Annotated in this window: 19 protein-coding genes; 5 read left to right on the forward strand and 14 right to left on the reverse strand. The window is 72.4% G+C overall.

Translation table 11 applies throughout. The features are described 5' to 3' along the window. Positions 1 to 15: 15 nt before the first annotated feature. Positions 16 to 1,386 carry a replicative DNA helicase gene (gene dnaB, locus ACFU5J_RS01740; RefSeq protein WP_430573576.1) on the reverse strand — a complete coding sequence of 457 codons (1,371 nt, stop codon included), beginning with the start codon at positions 1,384 to 1,386 and terminating at the stop codon, positions 16 to 18. Between the two features lie 434 nt (positions 1,387 to 1,820). Here dnaB and ACFU5J_RS01745 point away from each other — a divergent pair, with 434 nt between their 5' ends. Continuing rightward, positions 1,821 to 3,125, forward strand: a complete 1,305-nt coding sequence (locus ACFU5J_RS01745) for an MATE family efflux transporter (protein ID WP_430577757.1) — start codon at positions 1,821 to 1,823, stop codon at positions 3,123 to 3,125. A 42-nt stretch (positions 3,126 to 3,167) separates the two neighbouring features. On the opposite strand, the gene ACFU5J_RS01750 is transcribed toward ACFU5J_RS01745, so the two are convergent. Then, positions 3,168 to 3,866 (reverse strand): winged helix-turn-helix domain-containing protein, encoded by a 699-nt coding sequence (locus tag ACFU5J_RS01750; protein ID WP_430573577.1) that lies wholly within the window; start codon positions 3,864 to 3,866, stop codon positions 3,168 to 3,170. Positions 3,867 to 4,255: 389 nt separating this feature from the next. On the opposite strand from ACFU5J_RS01750, the gene ACFU5J_RS01755 reads away from it, so the two are divergent. Continuing rightward, on the forward strand, positions 4,256 to 8,227 hold the full coding sequence (locus tag ACFU5J_RS01755) for a carboxypeptidase regulatory-like domain-containing protein (protein ID WP_430577613.1): 3,972 nt from the start codon (positions 4,256 to 4,258) through the stop codon (positions 8,225 to 8,227). A 70-nt stretch (positions 8,228 to 8,297) separates the two neighbouring features. On the opposite strand, the gene ACFU5J_RS01760 is transcribed toward ACFU5J_RS01755, so the two are convergent. The 5 genes from ACFU5J_RS01760 to ACFU5J_RS01780 all read right to left on the reverse strand — a co-directional run bounded on the left by ACFU5J_RS01760 (position 8,298) and on the right by ACFU5J_RS01780 (position 14,531). Then, positions 8,298 to 9,299, reverse strand: a complete 1,002-nt coding sequence (locus ACFU5J_RS01760) for a phosphotransferase family protein (RefSeq protein WP_430577614.1) — start codon at positions 9,297 to 9,299, stop codon at positions 8,298 to 8,300. Positions 9,300 to 9,417: 118 nt separating this feature from the next. Continuing rightward, positions 9,418 to 11,358, reverse strand: a complete 1,941-nt coding sequence (locus ACFU5J_RS01765) for a beta-L-arabinofuranosidase domain-containing protein (RefSeq protein ID WP_430577615.1) — start codon at positions 11,356 to 11,358, stop codon at positions 9,418 to 9,420. A gap of 11 nt (positions 11,359 to 11,369) precedes the next feature. Further along, positions 11,370 to 12,290 (reverse strand): carbohydrate ABC transporter permease, encoded by a 921-nt coding sequence (locus ACFU5J_RS01770; protein ID WP_430577616.1) that lies wholly within the window; start codon positions 12,288 to 12,290, stop codon positions 11,370 to 11,372. Then, a complete protein-coding gene (locus tag ACFU5J_RS01775) occupies positions 12,287 to 13,231 on the reverse strand; it encodes a carbohydrate ABC transporter permease (protein ID WP_430577617.1) in 945 nt (314 codons plus the stop codon). The genes ACFU5J_RS01770 and ACFU5J_RS01775 overlap by 4 nt, the downstream gene beginning before the upstream one ends. Positions 13,232 to 13,241: 10 nt before the next feature. Further along, the gene (locus ACFU5J_RS01780; protein WP_430573583.1) at positions 13,242 to 14,531 is read right to left on the reverse strand and encodes an ABC transporter substrate-binding protein; all 1,290 of its coding nucleotides are present in this window, start codon (positions 14,529 to 14,531) and stop codon (positions 13,242 to 13,244) included. Between the two features lie 163 nt (positions 14,532 to 14,694). Here ACFU5J_RS01780 and ACFU5J_RS01785 point away from each other — a divergent pair, with 163 nt between their 5' ends. Further along, a complete protein-coding gene (locus ACFU5J_RS01785) occupies positions 14,695 to 15,693 on the forward strand; it encodes a LacI family DNA-binding transcriptional regulator (RefSeq protein WP_430573584.1) in 999 nt (332 codons plus the stop codon). 93 nt (positions 15,694 to 15,786) lie between these two features. Here the strand turns inward: ACFU5J_RS01785 and rplI are convergent, their stop codons facing one another. From rplI to ACFU5J_RS01810, 5 genes are all read right to left on the reverse strand, one after another. Beyond that, positions 15,787 to 16,236 carry a 50S ribosomal protein L9 gene (gene rplI, locus ACFU5J_RS01790; RefSeq protein WP_430573585.1) on the reverse strand — a complete coding sequence of 150 codons (450 nt, stop codon included), beginning with the start codon at positions 16,234 to 16,236 and terminating at the stop codon, positions 15,787 to 15,789. Between the two features lie 19 nt (positions 16,237 to 16,255). Beyond that, positions 16,256 to 16,492, reverse strand: a complete 237-nt coding sequence (gene rpsR / locus ACFU5J_RS01795; protein ID WP_100422261.1) for a 30S ribosomal protein S18 — start codon at positions 16,490 to 16,492, stop codon at positions 16,256 to 16,258. 89 nt (positions 16,493 to 16,581) lie between these two features. Then, on the reverse strand, positions 16,582 to 17,133 hold the full coding sequence (locus ACFU5J_RS01800) for a single-stranded DNA-binding protein (RefSeq protein ID WP_380318860.1): 552 nt from the start codon (positions 17,131 to 17,133) through the stop codon (positions 16,582 to 16,584). A gap of 104 nt (positions 17,134 to 17,237) precedes the next feature. Next, positions 17,238 to 17,528: a 30S ribosomal protein S6 gene (rpsF, locus tag ACFU5J_RS01805; RefSeq protein ID WP_430573586.1), complete on the reverse strand. Its 291-nt coding sequence runs from the start codon at positions 17,526 to 17,528 to the stop codon at positions 17,238 to 17,240. 157 nt (positions 17,529 to 17,685) lie between these two features. Further along, positions 17,686 to 20,238 (reverse strand): transglycosylase domain-containing protein, encoded by a 2,553-nt coding sequence (locus tag ACFU5J_RS01810; RefSeq protein ID WP_430577618.1) that lies wholly within the window; start codon positions 20,236 to 20,238, stop codon positions 17,686 to 17,688. 312 nt (positions 20,239 to 20,550) lie between these two features. Here ACFU5J_RS01810 and ACFU5J_RS01815 point away from each other — a divergent pair, with 312 nt between their 5' ends. Both ACFU5J_RS01815 and ACFU5J_RS01820 read left to right on the forward strand, forming a co-directional pair. After that, the gene (locus ACFU5J_RS01815; protein ID WP_430573588.1) at positions 20,551 to 21,225 is read left to right on the forward strand and encodes a PadR family transcriptional regulator; all 675 of its coding nucleotides are present in this window, start codon (positions 20,551 to 20,553) and stop codon (positions 21,223 to 21,225) included. Further along, the gene (locus tag ACFU5J_RS01820; RefSeq protein ID WP_430573589.1) at positions 21,222 to 22,313 is read left to right on the forward strand and encodes an inositol-3-phosphate synthase; all 1,092 of its coding nucleotides are present in this window, start codon (positions 21,222 to 21,224) and stop codon (positions 22,311 to 22,313) included. The genes ACFU5J_RS01815 and ACFU5J_RS01820 overlap by 4 nt, the downstream gene beginning before the upstream one ends. 138 nt (positions 22,314 to 22,451) lie before the next feature. Here the strand turns inward: ACFU5J_RS01820 and ACFU5J_RS01825 are convergent, their stop codons facing one another. Both ACFU5J_RS01825 and ACFU5J_RS01830 read right to left on the reverse strand, forming a co-directional pair. Further along, the gene (locus tag ACFU5J_RS01825) at positions 22,452 to 23,510 is read right to left on the reverse strand and encodes a Gfo/Idh/MocA family protein (RefSeq protein ID WP_430577619.1); all 1,059 of its coding nucleotides are present in this window, start codon (positions 23,508 to 23,510) and stop codon (positions 22,452 to 22,454) included. Beyond that, positions 23,507 to 24,589: a Gfo/Idh/MocA family protein gene (locus tag ACFU5J_RS01830; protein ID WP_430577620.1), complete on the reverse strand. Its 1,083-nt coding sequence runs from the start codon at positions 24,587 to 24,589 to the stop codon at positions 23,507 to 23,509. The genes ACFU5J_RS01825 and ACFU5J_RS01830 overlap by 4 nt, the downstream gene beginning before the upstream one ends. Positions 24,590 to 24,595 lie beyond the last annotated feature (6 nt).

Consider the following 24,595-nt stretch of genomic DNA (forward strand, 5'->3'; position numbering starts at 1 on the left):
GCTCAACCAAGACGATCACGACTGCATGTCGACGAACCGCGAGTAGTGACCCTGGAACGCGACGGTGATGGTGTCGGTGGGGCCGTTACGGTGCTTGGCGACGATCAGGTCCGCCTCGCCGGCGCGGGGTGACTCCTTCTCGTAGGCGTCCTCGCGGTGCAGCAGGATCACCATGTCGGCGTCCTGCTCGATCGACCCCGACTCGCGAAGGTCGGACATCGCCGGCTTCTTGTCCTGGCGCTGCTCGGGACCACGGTTCAGCTGCGACAGCGCGATGACCGGGACGCCGATCTCCTTCGCCAGCAGCTTGAGCGCGCGGGAGAACTCGGAGACCTCCTGCTGTCGTGACTCGACCTTCTTGCCGGAGGTCATGAGCTGCAGGTAGTCGATGACGACGAGCTTGAGGTCGTGCTTCTGCTTCAGCCGGCGGCACTTGGCGCGGATCTCGGTGAGGGACATGTTCGGCGAGTCGTCGATGAACATCGGCGCCTCGGAGACCCGGCCCATCACCTTGGCGACCTTCTGCCAGTCGTCCTCGCCCATGGAACCGTTGCGCAGCTTCTGCAGGTGGACGCGTGCCTCCGCGGACAGCAGACGCATCGTGATCTCGTTGCGGCTCATCTCCAGCGAGAACACGACGGACGACTGCCCGTGCTTGATCGACGCCGCCCGCGCGATGTCGATGGCGAGCGTCGACTTGCCCATGGCGGGACGCGCGGCGATGACGATCATCTGCCCGGGGTGCAGGCCGTTGGTCAGCCGGTCGAGGTCGGCGAAGCCGGTGGGGACGCCCACCATGCCCTCGCCGCGGTTCCCGGCGGCCTCGATCTCGTCCATGGTGCCGCCGATGATCTCGGCGAGCGGCAGGTAGTCCTCGGAGGTCTTGCGCTCGGTGACCGCGTAGATCTCGGCCTGCGCGGTGTTGACGATGCCCTCGACGTCGCCGCCGTCCGTGGCGTAGCCGAGCTGCACGATCTTGGTGCCGGCCTCGACGAGGCGGCGCAGCACGGCGCGCTCCTGGACGATGCGCGCGTAGTAGCCGGCGTTGGCGGCGGTGGGGACGCCGGCCATGAGGTCGTGGATGTACGGGGCGCCGCCGACGCGGGTGAGCTCGCCCCGCTTGGTGAGCTCGGCGACGACGGTGATGGCGTCGGCGGGCTCGCCGCGCCCGTACAGGTCGATGATGGCGTCGTAGATCGCCTCGTGGGCCGGGCGGTAGAAGTCGTTGCCGCGGATCTGCTCGACGACGTCGGCGATGGCGTCCTTGGAGAGCAGCATGCCGCCGAGGACGCTCATCTCGGCGGCGACGTCCTGAGGAGGTGTGCGGTCGAAGGTGGCGCCGGAGGACGCCCCCTGATATCCCGCCTCGAGCTCCTCGATCGACATGCTCACCCTGCTCCCCCGCCGTCGCCGGCGTCCGGTCCGTCACCGGACTCCGACTCCCTGCTGTCAGGTCCACGTTCTACCGTGGGGCACTGACACCGCGGACGACGCTAGGCGCGCCCGCGACCCTGCGCAACGGCCGTTGTGGACACAGGTGTGGACCGACCTGTGGACAGGGTGGTCGAGCCTGTGCACGGGCGGTGGAAAGCCCTGTGCACAACTGGGGATATCGGCTGTGTACAACTTCTGGCGGGCCGCTGACCTGCGGCGTCGTTACCCTCAGGCTGTGGAGGAGAAGAAAGTTGGGTGACGTGCACCGCACCCCCGATCCGGACGCCGGACACCCCGGCGACACCCCTCCTTCACCGACGCCTCCCGACGGTCACACGCCGGACGCCGCGCCCCGCACGGTTGTCCACAGGGACGACCGACGGCGCATCGACCGCGACATCCTCGCCCTCGCCCTGCCCGCGCTGGGCGCCCTCGTCGCCGAGCCGCTGTTCGTCCTCGTCGACAGCGCGGTCGTCGGCCACCTCGGCACCGACCAGCTCGCCGGCCTGTCCGTCGCCTCGACGCTCCTCGTCACGCTCGTCGGGCTGTGCGTGTTCCTCGCCTACGCCACCACCGCCGCCGTGGCCCGGCTGGTCGGCGCGGGCCGCACCCGCGACGCGCTCCAGTCGGGCGTCGACGGCATGTGGCTCGCCCTCGGCCTGGGTGTCGTGCTCGCCGCGCTCCTCGCCGTCGGGGCGCACTGGGCCGTCGGGGCGATGGGCGCCGGCCAGGACATCGCGGGGTACGCGGCCACCTACCTGCGCTGGTCCGTGATCGGGCTGCCCGGGATGCTCGTCGTCCTGGCGTCGACGGGCGTGCTGCGCGGCCTGCAGGACACCCGGACGCCCCTGTGGGTCGCGTCCACGGGCGCGGTCGTCAACGCCGTCCTGTCCGTCACCCTCGTGTACGGCGCGGGCCTCGGCATCGCCGGCTCGGCGATCGGCACGGCGGCCACGCAGCTCGGCATGGCCGCCGTGCTCACGGTCGTCGTGGTCCGCGGCGCCCGCCGCCACCACGCGTCGCTGCGCCCGCACCACGCGGGGATCTGGGCGAACGCCCGGGCGGGCGCGCCGCTCTTCGTCCGCACGGCGTCCCTGCGGCTGGCGATCCTCGTGACGGTGGCGGTGGCGGCGAGCCTCGGCGCCACCGCCCTCGCCGGCTACCAGGTCGTCAACAGCCTGTGGGGGCTTGCGGCGTTCGCGCTCGACGCCCTCGCGATCGCCGGGCAGGCGCTGGTGGGCCACGGGCTCGGCTCGGGCGACGTCGGGCGGGTGCGCGCCGTCCTGCGCCGCTCGCTGCAGTGGGGCGTCGGCGCGGGCGTCGTCATCGGCGTCCTGTTCGCCGTCTCGGGATGGTGGGTCGCCCCGCTGTTCACCTCCGACCACGACGTGCGCGTCGCGATCACCGCCGGCCTCCTCGTCACGGGCGTGCTGATGCCGATGGCGGGCTGGGTGTTCGTGCTCGACGGCGTCCTCATCGGCGCCGGCGACGGCCGGTTCCTCGCGTGGGCGGGCATGGTGACCCTCGTCGTCTACGTGCCCTTCGCCCTCGCGGTGCGGGCCTGGGCGCCCGACGGTGCGGTCGGCCTGGCATGGCTGTGGGGCGCGTTCGCCGGCGTCTTCATGGCGGCCCGCGCCCTGACGACCGGGCTGCGGGCGCGCGGCGACCGGTGGATGGTCACGGGCGCGTGACGCCGGCGGACCGCCCCGTGAACGCGGTGTGACGGCAGCCGGTCAGCCGGGCACCCGCAGCCGGTACCCGATGCCGCGCACGGACATGACGCGCAGCTCCGGGACCACCCGCAGCCGCTTGCGGAGGCGCTTGACGGCCGACGTCACCGGGTCCGGGTCGCCCAGGTAGCCCGTGCGCCACACGGTGCGGGTGAGCTCGGCGAACGACCAGACCCGGTCCGGCGCGGAGGCCAGCGCCGCCAGCAGGTCGAACTCGCGCATCGACAGGTGCACGGACACCCCGCCCGCGGTGACCTCCCGGGCCGCCAGGTCCACCGCGAGCTTCCCCAGCACGATCCGGCGCGCCCGGTCCGCCTCGCCCGCGAGCGCCCCCGGCCCGCCGGCGCGCGGCCCGGCGCGGTCCGGGGCACCGCGGCCCCCGGCGGGCGGGCTCGGGACGAGGACGTCGCCGCCCTGGTCGTCGTGCGGGGCGAGGGCGACCACGTGCGACGTCGGCCGGTCCTCCGCGGACGCGACCGCGGGCGCGCGGGCGTGCACCTCCAGCGCGTGCGGCGACCCGTCGTCGGGCATCACCGCGACGGCGGGCGGGCCGAGGAGCATCCGCGCCCCGTCCGTGTCGGCGGTCGCGATCACGGCCACCTTCCCGCGCAGCAGGCGGGCCACCTCGCCGACCCGGTGCAGGGGCAGGCCGATGCACAGGACGTAGCCGCCGGCCGGCTCGACCGGGTTCTCGTGGGGCATCGCCGTTCTCCGTCCGACACGTGCTCCGAGTAGGTCGTGGACACCGTTTACCCAGGTGCCTATCAGAGTTCAGCCGGGATCGCCCGGCGACCGGTGCCCGGGGCCCGACCCGGAGCTGTCCCGGGACTGACCGGAAACTGGCCGCCGCCCGCCCTTGTCCGCCGGAGGATCCCCGGCTGACCTGGAGGGTGGGCCCCGACCGGGCGCCCGTCACGACGTCCCCACACCCGGGGACTCCCCCACCGGGAGGAAGCGTGCACTCATCAACTCGCACGAGGAGGGGGTGGGTCGCGACGAGCGCGGCCCTCGCCCTCCTCGCCACGTCCGCGGCCGGGGTGGCGCCGGCATTCGCCGCCACCGCCGATCCGCCCCTCGCACCGTCGGGCACCGTGCCCGACCCCGAGGACAAGATCGCGTCCGCCGTCGAGAAGGACCTCGACGCCGGCCCCGCGGACTTCTGGCTCGAGCTCACCGACACCGCCGACCTCGGCGCGGCGCAGGACATCGCCGACTGGGACGAGCGCGGGCAGTACGTCTACGACACCCTCACCGCCGTGGCCGACCGGTCGCAGGCGGACCTCGTGAAGGCCCTCGACGCCGCGGGCACCGACTACGAGACCTTCTGGATCTCCAACCGCATCCTGGTGCGCGACGGCAACGACGCCCTCGCCACCTCGCTCGCGCGGTCCCCGGAGGTCACGCGCATCACCGCGCCCACGAGCTTCGACCTCGTCGAGCCGGTGAAGCGGGACAAGTCCGGGGAGCACGCCAAGCAGTCCGTCGAGTGGGGCGTGCAGGCGATCAACGCGGACGACGCCTGGGGGCTCGGCTACACCGGCCAGGGCATCACCGTGGCCAACATCGACTCGGGCGTGGCGGGCGACCACCCGGCGCTCGCCCCCCACTACCGCGGCCTGCAGGCCGACGGCAGCGTCGTGAACGACTACAACTGGTTCGACTCGTCGAACGCCTGCGCCGGTGACTCCCCCTGTGACACCGACGGCCACGGCAGCCACACGATGGGCACCATGGTGGGCGACGACGGCGCCGGCAACCAGATCGGCGTCGCCCCCGGCGCGGACTGGATCGCGGCCAACGGCTGCTCCACCTGCTCGGACGCCGACCTGCTCGAGTCCGGCCAGTGGGTGCTCGCGCCCACCAAGGTGGACGGCAGCGACCCCGACCCGAGCAAGCGTCCCCAGGTGGTGAACAACTCGTGGGGCCTGGACGCGTCGGGCGCCATCGACGACTTCATGGCCGCGGAGATCGCCGCGTGGGAGGCCGCCGGCATCTTCGGCACCTGGTCGGCGGGCAACGAGGGGCCGGCGTGCCGGTCCACGTCGTCGCCGGGCGCGAACTCGGCCACCTACTCGGTGGGCGCGTTCGACTCGTCGGGCAACATCGCGGCGTTCTCGTCGCGCGGGCCCGGTGAGAGCTCCGGCGTCAAGCCGAACATCGCCGCGCCGGGCGCGAACGTCCGCTCCTCCCTGCCGGGCGGCAGCTACGGCTCGTACTCGGGCACGTCGATGGCGGCCCCGCACCTCGCGGGCGCGGTCGCGCTGCTGTGGAGCGCGGCACCGAGCCTCGTCGGCCAGATCGACGAGACGCAGGCCCTGCTCGACGGCGCCGCGGTCGACGTCGACGACACGACCTGCGGCGGCACCGCGGACGACAACAACGTCTGGGGCGAGGGCAAGCTCGACGTCATGGCGCTGCTCGACGCCGCCCCCGTGGGCGACACGGGCACCGTCGCGGGCACGGTCACGGACGCCGACGGCGCTCCCGTCGCCGGCGCCGAGGTGACGTTCGACGGCGCCCGGGACCGCACCGTCTCGACGGGCACGGACGGCGCGTTCGCCGCCGAGCTGCCCGTGGGCGGCTACGCGGTCAGCGCGAAGGCCTTCGGGTACGTCGCCTCGGCGTCGACGGACGTCACGGTCGCCGTCGACGAGACGGTCACCGTGCCGATCACGCTGCAGAGGGCGGCGACCCGCACGGTCTCCGGCACGGTCACGGAGAAGGACGGCTCGCCCACGGCGGGCGCGGTCGTCAAGCTCTCCGGTCCGCTCGACGCCGTCACGACCGGCGCCGACGGGAAGTACTCCGTCGCCGGCGTCCCCGACGGCACGTACACGCTGAGCGTCTCGGCGGGCACCTGCGCCGCGCCGTTCAGCACCGAGGTGGTCGTCGACGGCAACGAGACGGTCAACGCCACCCTCAAGCGGCTGCTCGACGGCTACGGCTACTACTGCACCACCGGTGACGCCGGCGTCGCGACCGGCGACACCCTGCTGGCTCTCACCGGGGACGACAAGGCCGCCCCGGTCGACCTGCCGTTCAGCTTCCCGTTCTACGGCGAGTCGTACGACAGCGCGTTCGTCTCGACCAACGGGTTCCTGAACTTCCTCGCGTCGTCGACGAGCCTCTCGAACGGTGCGCTCCCGAGCGCGGCCGCGCCGAACGGCGCGATCTACCCGTTCTGGGACGACCTGAACGTGGACGCGGAGTCGGCCGTCTACACCGGCAGCACGACCGTCGACGGCGTCGACGCGTTCGTCGTCGAATGGCGCAACGTCCGCAAGTACACGCCGGCGACCGACCGCGTGAACTTCTCGGCCACGCTCCTCGCCGACGGCCGGGTCGTGCTGGGCTACGGCGCGACGACGGACACCGACACCGCCCGCGGCAGCTCCGCGACGATCGGCATCGAGGACGCCCGGGGCGCGGTCGCGTCCCAGTTCTCGTACAACGCGCCGGCCGTGCGCGACGGGCTGTCCGTCACGTACGACGTCACCGGCATGGGCGCCGTGAACGGCACCGTGACCGACGGCAACACGAAGGCGCCGCTCGAGGGCGTCACCGTCACGATCACGTCGAAGGACGACGGGGACGAGACGGTCGTGACCACGGGCGCGGACGGCACCTACACCGCTCGGCTCCCGCTCGAGCGGTACGGGATCACCTACGCGAAGGACGCGTACGCGGGCGCCACCCGCAACGCGGCCCTCACGGAGGACGGCCAGGTCGTGACGCGGAACGTCGCGCTCGGCGCGGGCCGTCTCGAGGTGAACAAGGAGAGCATCTCCGCCGCCCTCGGGATGGGTGGCACGGCGTCCCGCGCGTTCCGCGTGACGAACACCGGCACCGAGCCGGTGGACGTCTCGCTGGGCACGGGCGGCGGCGGGTTCGAGATGCTCGGGGTCAAGGGGACCGAGGGCGCCGTGATCAACCACGTCACGGACGACGCCACCGTGCCCGCCTCGGCCGAGCCGGCGCGCGGCACGAACGGCTCCGGGTTCGGCACCGCGGACGGGAAGACGAAGGGTCTCGCGTCGTCCGGTGCGAAGTTCGGCACCGTGACGCCCGACCTGGCGGCCGTCCCGCTCGACGAGACCACCCTGACCCACTCCGCGTCGCAGGACATCGTCGCGAACAACTCGGCGGCCTGCACCAACCAGGTGACCACGGAGAACAACGCGTACCTGCGCACGTTCACCCTGAGCGACTTCGGCATCGACGGCGCGTTCGACGTGAAGAGCGTGTCGTTCGGCGTCGAGACCGTCCAGTCCGCCCAGCCGGTGACCGTGAACCTGTACACGCTGGACGGTGACCTCACGTACGCCAACATGACGAAGGTCGGCAGCGCCGACGCCACGGTCGGGACCGACGCCGGCGGCACCGTCGTGTCGGTGCCCGTCACGGGCGACGTGCCGAAGGGTGGCACGCTCGTCGTCGAGATCGACGTCCGGGCCACCGGGTTCTTCTTCATCGGGTCGAACGACGCGGGCCAGACCGCGCCGTCCTACCTGCGTGCGGAGGGCTGCGGGCTCACGGAGCCCACCGACGCCGTCGAGATCGGCTTCCCCGACATGCACATCGTCATGAACGTGTCGGGCGAGACCTCGGGCGGCGCCGGCGTCTCGTGGCTGGACGTCCAGCCGCCGACGCTGACGCTGGCACCGGGGGCGTCCGTGCAGGCCGCGGCGACCCTCACCGCCGCGGTGGAGCAGCCGGGTGCCTACTCGGCCACCATCACGGTGGGCGGGGACACCCCGTACACCGCTCCCACCGTCGCCGCCCTGATGACCGTCAAGGCGCCGGCCGGCTGGGGCAAGGTCACCGGCACGGTGACCGGCAGCGGTGCGCCGATCGACGGGGCCGTGGTGCTCCTCGACGGCAAGGCGTACGACACGACGCTCGTCACGGGCGCCGACGGGAGGTACGCGTACTGGATGCCCAAGGCGAACGGGCCGCTCCAGCTCGTCGTCGCGGCGAACGGCTTCGTGCCGGCCGTCCGGACGGCGCAGGTCGTCGCCGGCCAGACGACGGTCTACGACGTCGACCTGAAGCCGCTCAAGTGACGACCTGACGGGAGGAACGACGACGGCCCCGGCCCCCTCGAGAGGGGTTCGGGGCCGTCGTCATCGTGGCCTACCAGACGAGCCCGTCCAGATGGTTGTGGCCGGACAGCAGGCGTGCGACGCGAGCCTGCGCCGCGTCACGGGCGTCGGGCCACGGGTGGTGTGCGGACAGCGTGAGCTCTCCGTACATGTCGTAGAAGTTCAGCCGCTCACGCAGGTGCTCGCGCTCGAACAGCTCCGGGTACGCGCCGTGCAGCCAGCCGGGAACCTCCGCCAGCGTGGTCTCGTCGAGCCCTCGGTCGTCCGGCGTGGGGGGGAACTCGCGCGCTCGGGCGCACCAGCGGAGGAGGGTGTCGAGCTCGACGTCGGCCGGCTGGGCCACCGCCTCCGCGAAGTCGATGATGCCGGTGACGCGTCCGCGGTCGACGACGAGGTTCGATCCGTGGAGGTCGCCGTGGACGAGGACGGGCCGGTCGGCGGCGAACAGGTCCAGCCGCTCCCGGACCCACGCGTCGACGTCCGCGAGCAGGCGCGGGTCGTGCCCGGGCCGCCGCCGGGCAGCCTCGACCTGCTGGAGCGTCGCGCCCACCACGGGCGGGTGGAACGCCGGCCACGGGCCGCCGGCGAGCGCACCGGTCAGCCAGGGCGGCATCAGTCCGGCGGGGACGGGGACGCGGTGGAGCGCGCGCAGCGCGGCCCCGAGGCTCTCGATGATCGAGCGTCGCGTGCGCCGGTCCGCCGTCGGCCACGCGTCGTAGAGGGTCCGGCCGGGCAGCCGTCCGGAGACGTACCACGGCCCGTCCGGGCCGTCGCCGTGGGCGAGGCGCCGCGCGTGCGGGACCTCGCTGCCGGCGAGCAGGTCGACGACCCGCGCCTCGTGGCGGTACGCGTCGCGGAACCGTGCGTCGGCGTTCAGCCGGACGACGAAGGCGTCGCCGACCCACGCGGTGCTCACCCAGCCCGCCGTGCGGACGAAGCGCCCCGTGGCCGGCAGGCCGGCGGACGCCAGCGTCCGCAGCAGCGCCGGGTCGGTGGCCGGCTCGCCGGCGGGGGTGGTCGGTCGGGGGGTCATGGCTCCTCGGAACGGGGCGTCGGGCGGCGGCGTCGCGTGCAGGCGGGCGCCGGCCCGCGGGCACGACGGTCCCGCCGGCGAGGCGGCCGGCGGGAACCATCGGCACCCATCATCGACGTCAGGCGTACTGCGGGTCGTCCGGGTCGTCGCGGTCGGCCCAGCTCCCGACGACGGGGAACTCGGCCACGCGCAGGCGCGCGAGGCCGTAGGGCACGAGGGTCACGTCGTCCCCCGCGCCGCGCTCCAGCAGCGGGCTGGGCGGCGGGGGCGGCGCGTCGACGCCCTGCGCGCGCCACTCGGTGGCGCGGGCGCCCGGGGCGTGGACCTTCACCGGGGAGCCCTCCCCCGGCCGCGGCCCGCCGAGCCCCCACGGGACCTCCCGGACGGGGGCGCGCTCGACCTCCCACGACGCGGCGTGCGCGACGTCGGCGAGCGCCTTGTTCCACGACGTGCGGCGATGGACCTCCCACTCGCCGAGGCCGGGCGCGCCCGGCACCTCGACCCAGTTCTCGCCCAGCGGGTGCACCATCGACAGCGGTCCGAGGAACACGGCCGCCGCCTGGCGCGCCCGGCGCACGACCCGCGGGGCCATCGGCAGCACGAGACGCACGTCCGCGGCGTCGGCCCACGACCGTCGCAGCGTCACGTACCCGTCCACGGGCTCGGCGTCGACGGCCTCGCCGTCCACGGTGAGCTCGAACGACGACGCCCAGCCGGGCACCCGCAGCTGCAGGTCGAACGGCTCGGCGCGGTCGGTGACGACGTCGACGGCGATCGTCTCCTCGAACGGGTAGGCCGTGCGGACGGTCACCTCCACCGGGTCGCCCCCGACGTCGGTGCGCACCACGGCGGGCGCGTACGCGACGGCGCGCAGGCCGCCGTCGTCGGCCCGCATCCACAGGTTCCGGACGAACTTGGGCCAGCCCTGGTGGAAGTTCGCCGTGCAGCACCCGAAGTGCGGCTCGAGGCCGAACAGGTTCGCGTCGTCGGAGGAGAACGACCAGTCGCGGCGTGCCACCGACACCTCGAGCTGGGTGGCCTGCTGGTGGTACTGGTGCGCAAGCATGCGCGGGTCGCACGACGCGGGCAGCAGGTTGAAGGCCAGCGACTCCAGCCGGTCGCCGTGCACGCCGTCCCCGAACGTGGCGGCGAGCACGCCGCACGTGAACATCATCTCGACGACCTGGCACGTCTCGATGCCGGCCGCCGCCTCCGGGCCGCCGAGCCACTCGTCGCCGGAGAACCACCCGTGCGCCTGCCCGTGCCAGCGGTCGAGGTTCGCGAAGGAACGCTCCGTGGCGGCCCGGTGCGTGTCGTCGCCGTCGCGCACCCAGTCGACGGCGCCCTTCTTGAGGCCCATCGCGACGTTGGGCCCGTGGATGCGGTGCGAGAAGACGCGCGCGGCGCCGGTGATGAGGTCGCCGCCGAGGTAGTCGTCCCAGCGGATCGTCTGCGCGTCGAGGACGTCGACGAGGTCGAGGAGCCACTCCTCCCCCGTGCGGTGGTGCAGCCACCACACCGACAGGGCGTTGTCGGCGCCGCGCGCCCGCCCCCACGAGCGCAGCGGGCGCCCCGGCAGCTGCTCGAGCTGGTGCCGGAAGTACCGCTGGAGGAACGGCACGACGCGTTCGTCGCCCGTGGCGTCCGCGTGCTGGGTGAGCACCTTGAGGGCGACCATGCGCGGCCACCAGTCGTCGTTGGTCGCCGGCCCGAAGAAGCCGTCCTCGCGCTGGGAGGCGAGGATCGCCTCGACCCAGGGCTGCACCTGCGCGAGCAGCCCCTCGTCCTCGAGCACGTGCGCGAGGGGCAGCAGGCCGTCGAGGTAGTACGGGCCGCGCTCCCAGTCCTCGCCGTCGACACCGCCGCGCCAGGCGTTGGTCGGGCCGACGTCCGGCCAGATCTTCTCGAGCTGGCCCGTGAGGCCGTCGGCCTGGAGGCGCAGCTGGTCGCGCAGCCAGCCCCGCGGGGTGATCGCGCCGAGGGGCAGCTCGCGCCCGGCGGGTGCCCGCGACGTGGTGCCCGACGGCGTAGTGCCCGACGGCGTGGCAGGAGTGTTCACGGTGGAGCCTTTCACTTGATCGAACCCCCGATGAGGCCCTTGGTGTAGTAGCGCTGGAGCGCGAGGAAGAGGATGACGACGGGGACGGTGGCGACGCAGGCCGTCGCCGTGAGGAGCCCGGGGTCGACGATCTGCACGCCCGGGATCTTGAACGACGTCGTGATGTTCGTGAGCGCGAGGGGCAGCGTGTACTTGTCCTCGCTCGACAGGAACACCACGGAGCTGAGCAGGTCGTTCCAGCCCGCCATGAAGCCGAACAGGCCGACGGTGACGACGCCGGGCCACGCGAGGGGAACCATGACGGACCGCAGCAGCCGGCCGAGGCCGGCGCCGTCGAGCTGCGCCGCCTCCTCCAGCTCCACGGGGATGCCGTCCAGCGTGTTGCGCATGACGAACACGGAGAACGGCAGCTGGAGCGTGACCAGCACGAGGACGACGCCCGTGAGCGAGTCGAGCAGGCCGAGCTTGCCGAGCACGATCGACAGGGGGGTGAGGAGGCCCTGGTACGGCACCACCATCGGCCCGAGAAGGACGACGAAGACCAGCGCCGCGAGCGGGAAGCGCAGGCGGGAGAGCGCGTACCCCGCGAGCGTGGCGACGAGCCCGGTCAGCAGCGCCACGCTGATCGCGACGACGAACGAGTTGCGCACGTACGTCGTGATGCCGACGGACGGGTCGAAGATCCGCGCGTAGTTCGCGGCCGTGAGGTCGAGCAGCGACCCCCAGCCGATCCCGTCGGCGTCCGCGGACGGCGGCAGGAACGACCGGAGCGCGATGTACAGGACGGGCGCGAGGGACGCGAGCGCCAGGACGGTCCCCCCGACCACGTACGCGGCCGAGGACAGGGACCGGTGGCCGCCGTGCGCCCGCGGCTCGCGCCCGCGACGGACGGGGGCGGCGGCGCCCGGGACGGTCCGGGTGAGCGTGGTCATGACTGCGCCTCCCCGCCGCCCGCCCGCAGGGCGCGCAGCTGGATCACGGCGAGCGCGAGGATGATCGCCGTGATGATCATCGACAGCGCCGCCCCGTAGCCGAGGTTGTACCGCACGAACGACTGCGCGTACGTGTACATCACGGCCGTGGTGGTGGCGCCGCTCGGGCCGCCCTTGGTGAGCACGAAGAACTGGTCGAACACGAGCAGGGTGCCGGACACCGCGAGGATGAGGCACAGCGCGAACTGGCGGCGGATGAGCGGGAAGGTCACCGACGCCTCCCGGCGCCACCAGCCCGCGCCGTCGATCTTCGCGGCGTCGTACACCTCGCCCGGCACCGCCTGCATGCCGGCCATCAGCAGGATCATCGCGACGCCCATCCCCTTCCAGACCGTCAGCACGACGATGGCCCAGAACGCACGCGTCGGGTCGGTGAACCAGGCGGTCTGGCCGTCGGACAGGCCGAGCGAGCGGAACAGCACGTTGAGCACCCCGGTGCCCGGCATGAGCATCACCGACGCCATGTAGGCGGCCGCCGTGAAGCCGATGACGACGGGCACGAAGAACGCGGTGCGCACGAACGACACCACGCGCCCCTCGCCGCGCACCATGACCGCCGCGGCGTAGGAGACCAGCAGCGAGAGCGGCACGAGGGCGACGGTGAAGAGCACGGAGAACACGAGGGCGCGCGCGAAGGTGTCGTCGCCGAACGCCCGCGCGTAGTTCGCCAGGCCGGCGGGACGGACCTGGCCCAGCAGGGGCCAGTCGGCGAACGACATGACCACGAGCAGGACGAGCGGCACCACGAAGAAGACGAGGGAGAGCAGCAGCGCCGGGGAGACCAGCAGCAGACCGAGCGCCGCCCTGCGGCCCGCGGCCCGGCGGCGTCCGACGCCGGGCCGCGGGAGCGCGCGGGTCACGGGAGCGTGTGCGACGACCATGGGGACCGCCTCAGCCCACCTGGTTGTACGCGTCGGCGATGAGCTGGTCCGCCTGCTGCGTCGCCTTGTCGAGCGCGGTCGTCGGGTCGGCGCCCTGGAAGATCGCCGCCTGCGAGTTCTGCGCCCACGGGCCGTTCGGGTCGTTGATGGTCGCGAAGTAGGCGATCGACTTCGGCAGCCTGCCGACGGCGAGCGACCCGACCCGGTGGGTCGCCCACTCGTCCTCGGCCAGATCCTCGGCGAGCTTCAGGTCGGGGGCGATCCAGCCGGCCTCGCCGTTGATCGTCGCTGCCTCGCGGTCGGTGACGAGCCACTCGAGGAGCGTCCACGCCTCGTCCGGGTGCTCCGAGCCGAGCGGGATGGCGGCCTGGTTGCCGCCCAGGAAGGACGCGAGCTCGCCGTCCGTGCCGGGGATGCCCGCGGCGGAGCCGAACTCGTCCTCCTGGCCGGCGAACACGTTCGCACCGGTGAACATGATGCCGACCTTGCCCGCGAGGGCGTTCTGGCTGCCGACGTTGCCCGGGTCCTGGTTGGGCTCGTCGGTCGGCTGCATCAGCCCCGACTCCCACATGTCCTGGTACCAGGACACCATGCCGACCATCGCCGGGTCGTCGAAGGTGCTCGTCTGGTCCGGCCCCGCCTCGGTGAAGACGTCCCCGCCGTCGGCCCAGCCGCTGGGGAACCCGGTGAACGCCTGTCCGACGCCGCCGATGGTCGAGAAGCCCGTGACGTCGTCGCCGAGCGCCTGGATCTTCTCGGCGTACGCCTTGACCTGGGCGAGGTCCTTCGGCGGGGTGTCGGGGTCGAGCCCTGCCTCGGTGAAGAGCTTCTTGTTCCAGAACATCTGCGACCCCGTGAGGGCCACCGGCAGGGAGTACACGGCGTCGTCGAGCGTGCCGATGTCGACCCCCGCCTCCGCGACGTCGGCGAGGTTCGGCAGGGCGTCCGCCTTGTCGGTGATGTCGAGCAGCTGTCCCTGCGTCGCCAGGAGCGGCGCGTTGATGATGTCGAAGTCGATGAGGTCGGGCACCGAGCCGGCGCGGATGGAGTTCGCGAACTTCGTCAGGTACTGGTCGTTGTTGACCAGCGTGACGTCGACCGCGATGTCGGGGTGCGCCTTCTCGAACGCGGCCACCTGCTTGTCGAGGGAGTTGTCGCCGTCGCGGGCCCACACGTCGAGCGTGACGGGCCCGCCGTCGCCGGCACCGTCGTCCGCGCCGCAGGCGGCGAGCACGGGGGTGGCGGCCAGGGCGGTGACCACGAGCAGGGCCAGCCTGCGTCGCCGGAGGGAAGGCTTCATCGTCGATCTCCTTCGTCGGGAGACGCCCGGCAACTGTGCCGCGCGTTTGCGGCAAACTATTCCGTCCGTTGCCGCGCTGTCAACGGCACAGGCGGGCGAACCTGCCCTATGATGCGGAAACGTTGCCGTCACGAAGGTCGGCAGAGCGAGGGAAGGACGGGGCATGGCGCACGGACGCGTGACGTTGGCGCAGGTCGCCGAGTCCAGCGGCGTCTCGATCGGGACGGTCTCCAAGGCGCTCAACGGTCGCGGCCAGCTGAGCGACGAGACGCGCCGGCGGGTGCTCGACGCCGCCGCGGCGCTCGGCTTCGAGCCCAGCCCGGACGCGCGGGCGCAGGCGGAGGGGCGGTCGTTCATCGTCGGCGTGCTCTCGACCGACTCCTACGGCCGGTTCACCATCCCGATCCTCACCGGCGCGGAGGACACCTTCGGCGCCGGCGAGATCTCGATGCTCCTCGCCGAGAGCCGCGGCGACCCGATCCGCGAGCGGCACTACGTCCAGACGCTCCGGAGCCGTCACGTCGACGGCATCATCGTCGCCGGCCGCACCAGCGACGCCCGCACGTCGATCACGTCGCTCCTCGGCGTCCCCGCGGTGTACGCGCTCTCGCCGTCCCAGGACCCCGACGACGTCTCCGTGGTCCCGGACGACGCCGGCGGCGCCGCGCGGGCGATCGCGCACCTCGTGGGCACCGGCCGCCGCCGCATCGCCGTCGTCGTCGGCCCCCGGCGCCACACGGCGAGCAACCACCGCGTCGAGGGAGCGACCCGCGCCCTGGACGAGCTCGGCGCCGAGCTGGCGGGGGGCGAGGTCCTGTACGGGGAGTGGACCGAGCGGTGGGGCTACGAGGCGGCCCGTCGGCTCCTCGAGACCACCACCTTCGACGGGGTCTTCTGCGCCAACGACCAGATCGCGCGCGGCGTCCTCGAGTGTCTGCGCGAGAGCGGTGTCGCCGCGCCCGACGCCGTGGGTGTCGTCGGCGTCGACAACTGGGACGTCATCGTGGAGGCCGCCCGGCCCAGCATCACCTCGGTTGACCTCAACCTGCGGGCGGTGGGCCGCCGCGCGGCCGAGCTGCTCGTCCGCAAGATCGGCGGCGAGGACGTGCCCGGCGGCGTCGAGCTCGTCGACTGCATCCTCGTGCCCCGGCTGTCGACCTGAGCCGGCCGGGGCTCCCCCGCGCCGTCCCGGGAACGACGAAGGTCCCGGCCCCCTCGCGGGGACCGGGACCTTCGCGCGTCAGGCGTCAGGCGTTCAGCCGGCGACGACCTTGACGGAGATCTTCGCCGAGACCTCGGGGTGCAGGCGCACCGACACGGTGTACTCACCGGTCGTCTTGATCGGCTGGCCGATCTCGATCTTGCGCTTGTCGACCTGCGGGCCGTTGGCGGCCACGACCGCGTCGGCGATGTCACCGGTGGTGACGGCACCGAACAGACGGCCGGACTCGCCGGCGTGCGCCGAGACGACGACCGTCTTGGCGGCCAGCGAGTCGGCCACCGCCTTGGCCTCGTCCAGCGTGGCGATCTCGCGGGCCTTGCGGGCCTTGCGGATCGCGGAGACCTGGGACTCGGCGCCCTTGGTCCAGGGGGTGGCCAGACGACGCGGGATGAGGAAGTTCCGGGCGTACCCGTCCTTCACCTCGACGACGTCGCCAGGCTCACCGAGACCGGTGACCTCGTGGGTCAGGATCAGCTTCGACATGATTCAGTGATCCTTCCGGTCAGCGGGCCGAGGACGAGTACGGCAGCAGCGCCATCTCACGGGCGTTCTTCACCGCACGGGCGATCTGGCGCTGCTCCTGGACGGAGACGCCGGTCACGCGACGCGCGCGGATCTTGCCGCGGTCGGAGATGAACTTGCGCAGCAGCGCGGTGTCCTTGTAGTCGACGGACTCGATCTTGGCCGTCTTGAGCGGGTTGGCCTTCTTCTTGGGCTTGCGCACCACAGGCTTCGCCATGGTGTTGCTCCTTCTCAGGTGCAGTCCTCACGGCCGTCCGGCCACAGGGCCGGCGTCGGAGGACAGGATGATCTGGGGACTGGCGTCGATCAGAACGGGGGCTCGTCCGAGAACCCGCCACCAGAGGAGGCGGGACCGGCCGTGGCCCACGGGTCGTTGCTCTGACCGCCGCCGGAAGAACCGAAGCCTCCGCCGGGCTGGCCGCCACCCTGGGAGCCGCCGTAGCCGCCCCCCTGGTTGCCGCCGCCACCGCCGAAGCCGCCGCCGCCACCGGAGCGCTGGGCGCGGGTGACCTTCGCCGAGGCACTCCTCAGCGACGGGCCGACCTCGTCGACCTGCAGCTCCACGACGGTGCGCTTCTCCCCCTCGCGGGTCTCGTACGAGCGCTGCGTCAGACGGCCCTGCGCGATGACGCGCATGCCCTTCGTCAGCGACTCGGCGACGTTCTCGGCCGCGTCCCGCCAGATCGAGCAGCGCAGGAACAGCGTGTCGCCGTCCTTCCACTCGTTGGTCTGGCGGTCGAACAGGCGCGGCGTGGACGCGATCGTGAAGTTGGCGACGGCAGCACCTGACGGGGTGAAGCGCAGCTCCGGGTCCGCGGTCAGGTTTCCGATCACCGTGATGACGGTGTCACCAGCCATGCCAAGCTCCTTCGTTCGTCCGAGAGTCGTGAGGGGATCCCATCACGGGGCGCTGACATCCCGGAGGACGTCGCCCGCGACGGGGCAGAGTGTCGGTTCAGGTCTCAGCGGGCGTCGTTGCGCAGGATCTTGGTGCGCAGCACGGCCTCGTTCAGGCCGAGCTGGCGGTCCAGCTCCTTCGCGGTGTCCGGCGTCGAGGTGAAGTCGACGACGGCGTAGATGCCCTCGGAACGCTTGTTGATGTCGTACGCCATGCGGCGACGACCCCAGATGTCGACCTTGTCGACGGAGCCACCCTCGGTCGAGATGACCGACAGGTACTTCTCCAGCGACGGGGCCACGGTGCGCTCCTCGACCTCCGGGTCCAGGATCACCATCAGCTCGTACTGACGCATGTGTTCAACCCACCTCCTCTGGTCTCAGCGGTCACGGTCGTTCCGTGACAGGAGGGTTCATTCGTGCGTCGGCCGCGCCCCGCCCCGGAACGATCCGGGGTGGCGGGCACAGCCAGTCGACCAGGATACCCGCCCGTGCGGGTCTCCCGGAAATCGGTCAGTCGTCCTGCCCGACGCCGTCGAGGATGCCGCCCCCGTCGTCGGTGGGCGTCGGGTCGGGGCTGGGCGAGTTCCCGTTGCCGTTCCCGTTGCCGTTGCCGTTGCCGTCGTCCTTCGGCCCCTTCGACACGGTGATCGTCACCGGCGTCCCGGGGTCGACGCTGTTGCCGGAGCCGGGGTTCATGGCGATGACCACCCCGACCGGCTCGTCGCTGAACTCCTCGCGCACCTTCGGCTCCAGACTGTCCCCGCGCAGCATCTGCTCGGCGGACGTCCGGGGCTGGCCGACGACGTTCGGCACCACGACCTGCTCGGGCTGGTCGGGCTGTCCCGTCGAGACGACGATCGTGACGGTGGAGTTCTTCGGCACGTCCGTGCCCGCCCCCATGATCTGCAGCACGACGCCCTTGCGCTGGTCGCTGTTCTGCGCCTGGGTCCGGACGACGAGACCCAGCTTCTCCAGCTCGCTGGTCACCTTGGCCACGTCCTGGCCGGTGAGGTCCGGGACGGTGACCTTCTCCTCCTCGGTCTCCGTGGGCGTCGGCGTCGGCGTGAACGTGGGCTGCGCCGGCACGTACTCCGGGAAGGTCTCCTCGTCCATGCCCTCGGTCGCGACCTGCATGAAGTCGGTCCACGCGCGCACCGGCCACGAACCACCGGTGATGCCGAGCCCCTGTTGCTTCCACTCGCCGAACGGGTCGATCGTCGCCTCGCCGGCCAGGATGCCCTTCTCGAGGTCGACGTCCTTGTACTGGCGCAGCCCGACGACGGTGGTCAGCTGCGGCACGAAGCCGGCGAACCACGCCGACCGGTTCTTCTGCGACGTGCCCGTCTTCCCGGCCACCGGCCGGCCGAGCTCCAGCGCCGTCTTGCCGGAGCCCTTCTCGACGACCTGCGTCATGGCGTACGTCGCGGCCGTCATGTCGTCCGCGTCGAACTCCTTCTCCTGCTCGACCGGCCCGGCGTAGACGTCGGTGCCGTCCAGGGTCTGCACCTTCTCCACGAAGTGGGGCGTCGTGCGGTAGCCACCGGCCGCGATGGTCGAGTAGGCGCGGGCCATGTCGATCGGGTAGACCGACGCCGTGCCGAGCACGTTGGAGGGCACGGCCTGGATGTCGGTCGACTCGCGGATGCCCGCCTTGTGCGCGACCTCCGCGGTCTTCTTCGGGCCGATGTCCAGGTTGAGCTGCGCGAACGCCGAGTTCACGGAGTTGGCCGTCGCGTCCGCGAGGCTGATCGACGACCCGTAGTCGTAGTAGCCGAAGTTCTCGGGCTCCCACCGCTTGCCCGTGCTCTCGTCGACCACCGGTTGCCCCGTGTCGGGGTAGGTCGGGTGGCCCGGGGAGTTGCCGTCGAACCTGTCCTCGAGGGTGACGCCCTTCTCGAGGGCACCGATGAGGGTGAACGGCTTGAACGTGGAGCCGGCCTGCATGATGTCCTGGGTGGCGGTGTTCAGCGACTGCTTGACGTAGTCCGGCCCGCCGTAGATCGCCTTGACGGCCCCGGTCTGCGGGTCCATCGAGACGAGCGACATCCGCACGTTCTTGCTCGCGTCGTCGGGCAGCGACTTGGCGACGTCCACGGCCGCGTTCTGCAGCTTCTGGTCGATCGTCGTCGTGATCTTGAGGCCGCGGGTGTCGAGGTCCTGCTCCGTGAAGGGGCCGTCCGGGTTGGCGTCGGTGCGGATCAGCTCCTTGCGCACCGCGGCGAGCAGGTAGCCCTTCTGCCCGCCCCAGGTGTTGGTGGCTTCCTTCTTCTTCTGGAACTTGGGGAACTCCGCCTTCGAGTGCTCCTCCTTGGTGATGTACCCCTGCTCGTACATCCGCCGGATGCCGCGGTCGAAGCGGACCTTCGCCTGCTTCTCGTTGACCGACGGGTCCCAGTTGTTCGGCGACGGGATGATGCCGGCCAGCAGGGCCGCCTCGGAGGGCGTGAGGTCCTTCGCGTCCTTCTTGAAGTACTCCTGCGACGCCGCCTGGATCCCGTAGGTGTTGCGGCCCCAGTAGATGGTGTTGAGGTAGTTCTCGAGCACCTCTTCCTTGGACTGCGTCTGTCCGACCTTGAGCGCGATGATCGCCTCGCGGGCCTTGCCGGCGTAGGACTTCGTGGTGTCCATGTAGTACCGCTCGACGTACTGCTGCGTGAGCGTGGACGCACCCTGTGTGCCCCCGCTCGTGACGTTGCTGTAGGCGGCGCGGGCGATGCCCTTGATGTCGACGCCGCTGTTCGTCCAGAAGGTCTTGTCCTCCGACGCGACGACGGCGTTGCCGACGTACGGCGGCAGGTCCGCGAGCTTGACCAGCTCGCGCTTCTGCGCGCCGAACGTGCCCATGACCTTGCCGTTCGCCCAGTAGACGGTCGTCGCCTGGTCGTTCACCTGCTCGAGGTTGTCGGGGATCGTCGTCGTGCTCCACGCGGCCACGAACAGGCCGGCGCCGAGCGCCGTGCCGGTCAGGGCGGTGCCCACGACGATCCGCCACGAGGGCAGCCAACGCCGCACCGGGCCCTTGTTCGGGCGCGGGTAGTTCCAGAAGCGACGTCTCCTCGCCACGTCAAGCCTTTCGTCGTGCGGGACCGGCGGCGCTCTCGTACCGCGCTCGGCCGGCCTGCGGACCACAGGGAACACTAGGCGATGGCGAACGGCCGACGGGAGCCCCGTGCGCTCCGGGCGACGGTTTGCGCCGAGCGTCCCCATGCCTTTGGCCCGCGCTTCGCGGAACCTTCACATCTGGGCGGGCGTGCTGTCCGGACCTCTCCCGTTGCACGACCGTGTCGACGCGTCCTATTCTCACGATGTATCGACTCGATACGTCGTGACGACGGGTCGGCAGGGACGGGACATCGGACAGGGAGGGGAACCCTCGTGCGCAGCAGGTCTGTGGTGCTCGAGACGGCCATCCTCGGCCTGCTCAACTCCGCCCCGCTGCACGGGTACGAGCTGCGCAAGCGGCTCAACCTGCTGCTCGGCTCGTTCCGCGCGTTCTCCTACGGCACCCTCTACCCGGCGCTGAAGTCTCTCGTCGCCCGCGGCCTCATCGAGACCACCGAGCGCGAGGCCCCCGCGGCCGCGGTCCGGACGCCGGGGACCCGCCAGGCCGGTGCCAAGACCTCGGGCAAGGCACCCCTGACGGGCCGGCGCGGCAAGATCGTGTACCGGCTGACCGCGGACGGCAAGGAGCACCTCCAGACCGTCCTCGCGTCGTCCGGTCCGGCCGCCTGGGAGGACGAGAACTTCGACGTCCGCTTCGCGTTCTTCGCGCAGACGGACGCCGAGACCCGCATCCGCATCCTCGAGGGCCGGCGCACCCGGCTCACCGAGCGGCTGGAGGCGGTCCGGGAGTCCGCCGCACGCACCCGCGAGCGGCTCGACGAGTACACCCTCGAGCTGCAGCGCCACGGGCTCGAACAGGTCGAGCGCGAGGTGCGCTGGCTCGACGGACTCATCACCACGGAACGCGACCGTGCTCTCGGCCGCGACCGCGACCACAGCGCCGGGGTGCAGGATGCCCCGGCCCAGAGAAACAAGGAGCGAGGATGACCTCCGTCCGCGTTGCCATCGTCGGTGTCGGAAACTGCGCATCGTCCCTGATCCAGGGCGTGCACTACTACCGTGACGCCGACCCGACCGACACCGTCCCCGGCCTCATGCACGTGCAGCTCGGTGACTACCACGTGCGGGACCTGGAGTTCGTGGCGGCGTTCGACGTCGACGCGAAGAAGGTCGGCTTCGACCTCGCCGAGGCGATCCACGCCTCGGAGAACAACACCATCAAGTTCGCCGACGTGCCGCCGACGGGCGTCGTCGTCCAGCGTGGTCACACGCTCGACGGCCTCGGCGACTACTACTCCGCGACGATCGACGAGTCGGACGCCGAGCCCGTCGACGTCGTGCAGGCGCTCAAGGACGCGAAGGTCGACGTCCTCGTCTCCTACCTGCCCGTCGGCTCCGAGGCGGCGGACAAGTTCTACGCGCAGGCCGCGATCGACGCGAAGGTCGCCTTCGTCAACGCCCTGCCCGTGTTCATCGCCTCCGACCCCGAGTGGGCCAAGAAGTTCGAGGACGCCGGCGTGCCGATCGTCGGCGACGACATCAAGTCGCAGGTCGGCGCCACGATCACGCACCGCGTGCTCGCCAAGCTCTTCGAGGACCGCGGCGTCGTGCTGGACCGCACGTACCAGCTGAACGTCGGCGGCAACATGGACTTCAAGAACATGCTGCAGCGCGACCGCCTCGAGTCGAAGAAGGTCTCCAAGACGCAGGCGGTGACCTCGAACCTCACCGGCGCGCTCGGCGGCAAGAAGGAGGACCGCAACGTCCACATCGGCCCGTCGGACTACGTCGCGTGGCTCGACGACCGCAAGTGGGCGTACGTCCGCCTCGAGGGCCGCGCGTTCGGCGAGGTGCCCCTGAACCTGGAGTACAAGCTCGAGGTGTGGGACTCGCCCAACTCGGCCGGCATCATCATCGACGCCGTCCGCGCCGCGAAGATCGCCCTCGACCGCGGCGTGGGTGGCCCGATCCTGTCGGCGTCGACCTACTTCATGAAGTCCCCGCCCGTGCAGATGGAGGACACGGCCGGCCGCGCCCAGCTCGAGGCCTTCATCCGCGGCGACGTGGAGCGCTGAGCGCACTCCTCCCGCGTCCGACGACCGTCTGACGACGGCCTGACGACCGCGCACGACCGCGCACGACCGCGCACGACCGCGCACGACCGAGGCCGGGCACCGGGACACGGTGCCCGGCCTCGGTCGTGCCCACGACGCTCAGGCGTCGAGGCGCACCACGCTGCCGCCCTCGGCGACGGACCGTTGCGCCGCGACGACGGCGCGCAGCGTGCGCAGCCCCGTCCGGCCGTCGGGGCCGGGAGCGGCACCCGACCGCACGCACCCGAGGAAGTGCTCGAGCATCAGCGCGTCGAGGTTCTCGCCGAACCCGAGCCACGCCTGCCGGCCGCCGCCGGCCACGAGCCCGCCGACGTGCGCCCCGAACGGGTCGATCTCGACGGTGCCGCTCGTCCCCACGACCTGCAGCGTGAGCCCGCCCCAGGTGGCCGCGCCGTCGGGGACCGACCAGGAGCAGTCCACCGTCACCTCGGCGCCGCCCGCGTACGTGAGGCTCACCAGTCCGCCCGTCTCGGCGCGCACCCGCGGGTCGTCGCCGTGCAGCACGCGGTTGGTGACGGCCCGGACGGCCACGACCTCCTGGCCGAGCAGGGCGTCGAGCAGGTCGGCCACGTGCACGACGTGGTCGGCGAGCGCGCCGCCCCCGGCGAGCTCCGGGTCGGTGAACCACGCGCGCCCCGCCGGGACCTTCCCGTTGTTCGTGCCCGTGCCGCCCAGGACGGTGCCGAGGGCGCCGTCCTCCACGAGGCCGCGCAGGGTCGCGAACTCGGGGCTGAAGCGCACGGGGTAGGCGGTCATCAGGTGCACACCGGCGGCGTCGCAGGCCGCGACCATCGCCTCGGCGTCCTCGACCCGCGTGGCCAGGGGCTTCTCGCAGAGCACGTGCGCCCCGGCCCCCGCGGCGGCCAGGACGACGTCCCGGTGCCGCGCGTTCTCCGCGCACACGATCACCGCGTCCGGGCCCCAGGCGAGCGCCTCGGCGTAGGTGTCGACGTAGGGCGCGCCGTGCTGCGCGGCGAACTCCCGCCCGCGCAGCTCGTCGGCCGGCGCCGAGGCCGCGTCCGGGTCGGCGGTGAGCAGTTCCACCCCGGGCCGGTCGCGCAGGAGCGCGATGTACGACGCGGCGTGGACGTGGGCGAACGACAGGACGGCGACCCGCAGCGTGCGGGCGCCCCCTCCCGGCGTGGTGGTGTCGGTCATGCTCGGCTCCCGGTGGTGGCGAGGGTGGGGGTGGGCACCGGCGTGCTGCCGAGCTCGCGCGCGCGGGCGGCGGTGTCCACGGGGACGGGCGCCCCGGAGTCGATGGAGGCGAGGGCCGCCTCGGCGAGCTCGACGGCGACCACGCCGTCGACCGCGCTGACGCGGGGCGTGCGGGGGTCGTCGGGGGCCAGCGCCGTCGGTGACGCCGCGAAGGCCCGGGCGAACTCCCGGATCTCGGTGAGGTAGGGGCTCTCCCCCGCGGCCGGGGCGGGCCGGTCCTGCCCGCCCGTGGGCACGGGCGGCAGGTCGGACCGGACGCCCCTGGCCTCCGCCGAGTCGAAGCGCAGCACGCCGGCGTCTCCCGCCACGTGGAACGACGTCCGGAAGGTGGTGTGCGGCGCGCCCCACAGCCCGCGGACGTGGGTGATCGCCCCGCCGGCGTGGGTGAGCACCACGTGCGCCAGCGTGTGCGGCCGCCCGTCCTCCTCGAGGGACCGGCGGGTGGCGAAGACGCTCGTGACCTCGCCCGCGACCCATCGGGCCACGTCGATGTCGTGGATCATGAGGTCGAGGACGACGCCGCCCGACGCCGCGTCGTCGGCGAACCACGGCGACCAGACGGGGAACATCCCGCCGCGGGCGAAGCGCAGCACGGCCGGGCGGCCGATCTCCCCGTCCTGCACGGCGCCCCGCATGAGCGCGTACTCGGGGAAGAACCGCACCACGTGCCCCGGGTAGAGCTGGCGGTCGGCGGCGCGGGCCGCGTCGAGCATGGCCACGGCGTCGGCCGAGGTGCGCGCGAGGGGCTTCTCGCAGAGCACGTGCCGGCCGGCCGCGAGCGCCGCGGCGGCCACGTCGAGGTGCGTCGGCGTGGGGGTCACGACGTCGACGACGTCGACGGTGTCGAGCAGCTCGTCCAGGGTGGCGGCCGCGCGGCCGCCGTGCGCGGCGGCGAGCTCGGACGCGCCGGCGACGGAGTGGACGACGAGGTCGGCGCCGAGCGCGCGCCACGCGGGGGCGTGCGCCCGCGCGATGCCGCCCGCTCCGACGAGGCCGACCGTGAGGGTGGGGGAAGGCATGGTGCT

The sequence above is a fragment of the Isoptericola sp. NPDC057559 genome (assembly GCF_042801555.1).
Classification (GTDB): domain Bacteria; phylum Actinomycetota; class Actinomycetes; order Actinomycetales; family Cellulomonadaceae; genus Isoptericola.

Excerpts from the sequence above, each read along its gene's own strand:
- ACFU5J_RS01785 (WP_430573584.1), top strand. The coding sequence starts at position 14,695 with ATGGCGCACGGACGCGTGACGTTGGCGCAGGTCGCCGAGTCCAGCGGC.
- rpsR (WP_100422261.1), bottom strand. The coding sequence starts at position 16,492 with ATGGCGAAGCCTGTGGTGCGCAAGCCCAAGAAGAAGGCCAACCCGCTC.
- ACFU5J_RS01820 (WP_430573589.1), top strand. The coding sequence starts at position 21,222 with ATGACCTCCGTCCGCGTTGCCATCGTCGGTGTCGGAAACTGCGCATCG.
- ACFU5J_RS01750 (WP_430573577.1), bottom strand. The coding sequence starts at position 3,866 with ATGCCCCACGAGAACCCGGTCGAGCCGGCCGGCGGCTACGTCCTGTGC.
- ACFU5J_RS01825 (WP_430577619.1), bottom strand. The coding sequence starts at position 23,510 with ATGACCGACACCACCACGCCGGGAGGGGGCGCCCGCACGCTGCGGGTC.
- ACFU5J_RS01800 (WP_380318860.1), bottom strand. The coding sequence starts at position 17,133 with ATGGCTGGTGACACCGTCATCACGGTGATCGGAAACCTGACCGCGGAC.
- rpsF (WP_430573586.1), bottom strand. The coding sequence starts at position 17,528 with ATGCGTCAGTACGAGCTGATGGTGATCCTGGACCCGGAGGTCGAGGAG.
- ACFU5J_RS01830 (WP_430577620.1), bottom strand. The coding sequence starts at position 24,589 with ATGCCTTCCCCCACCCTCACGGTCGGCCTCGTCGGAGCGGGCGGCATC.
- ACFU5J_RS01775 (WP_430577617.1), bottom strand. The coding sequence starts at position 13,231 with ATGGTCGTCGCACACGCTCCCGTGACCCGCGCGCTCCCGCGGCCCGGC.
- ACFU5J_RS01770 (WP_430577616.1), bottom strand. The coding sequence starts at position 12,290 with ATGACCACGCTCACCCGGACCGTCCCGGGCGCCGCCGCCCCCGTCCGT.
- ACFU5J_RS01780 (WP_430573583.1), bottom strand. The coding sequence starts at position 14,531 with ATGAAGCCTTCCCTCCGGCGACGCAGGCTGGCCCTGCTCGTGGTCACC.
- dnaB (WP_430573576.1), bottom strand. The coding sequence starts at position 1,386 with ATGTCGATCGAGGAGCTCGAGGCGGGATATCAGGGGGCGTCCTCCGGC.
- rplI (WP_430573585.1), bottom strand. The coding sequence starts at position 16,236 with ATGTCGAAGCTGATCCTGACCCACGAGGTCACCGGTCTCGGTGAGCCT.
- ACFU5J_RS01760 (WP_430577614.1), bottom strand. The coding sequence starts at position 9,299 with ATGACCCCCCGACCGACCACCCCCGCCGGCGAGCCGGCCACCGACCCG.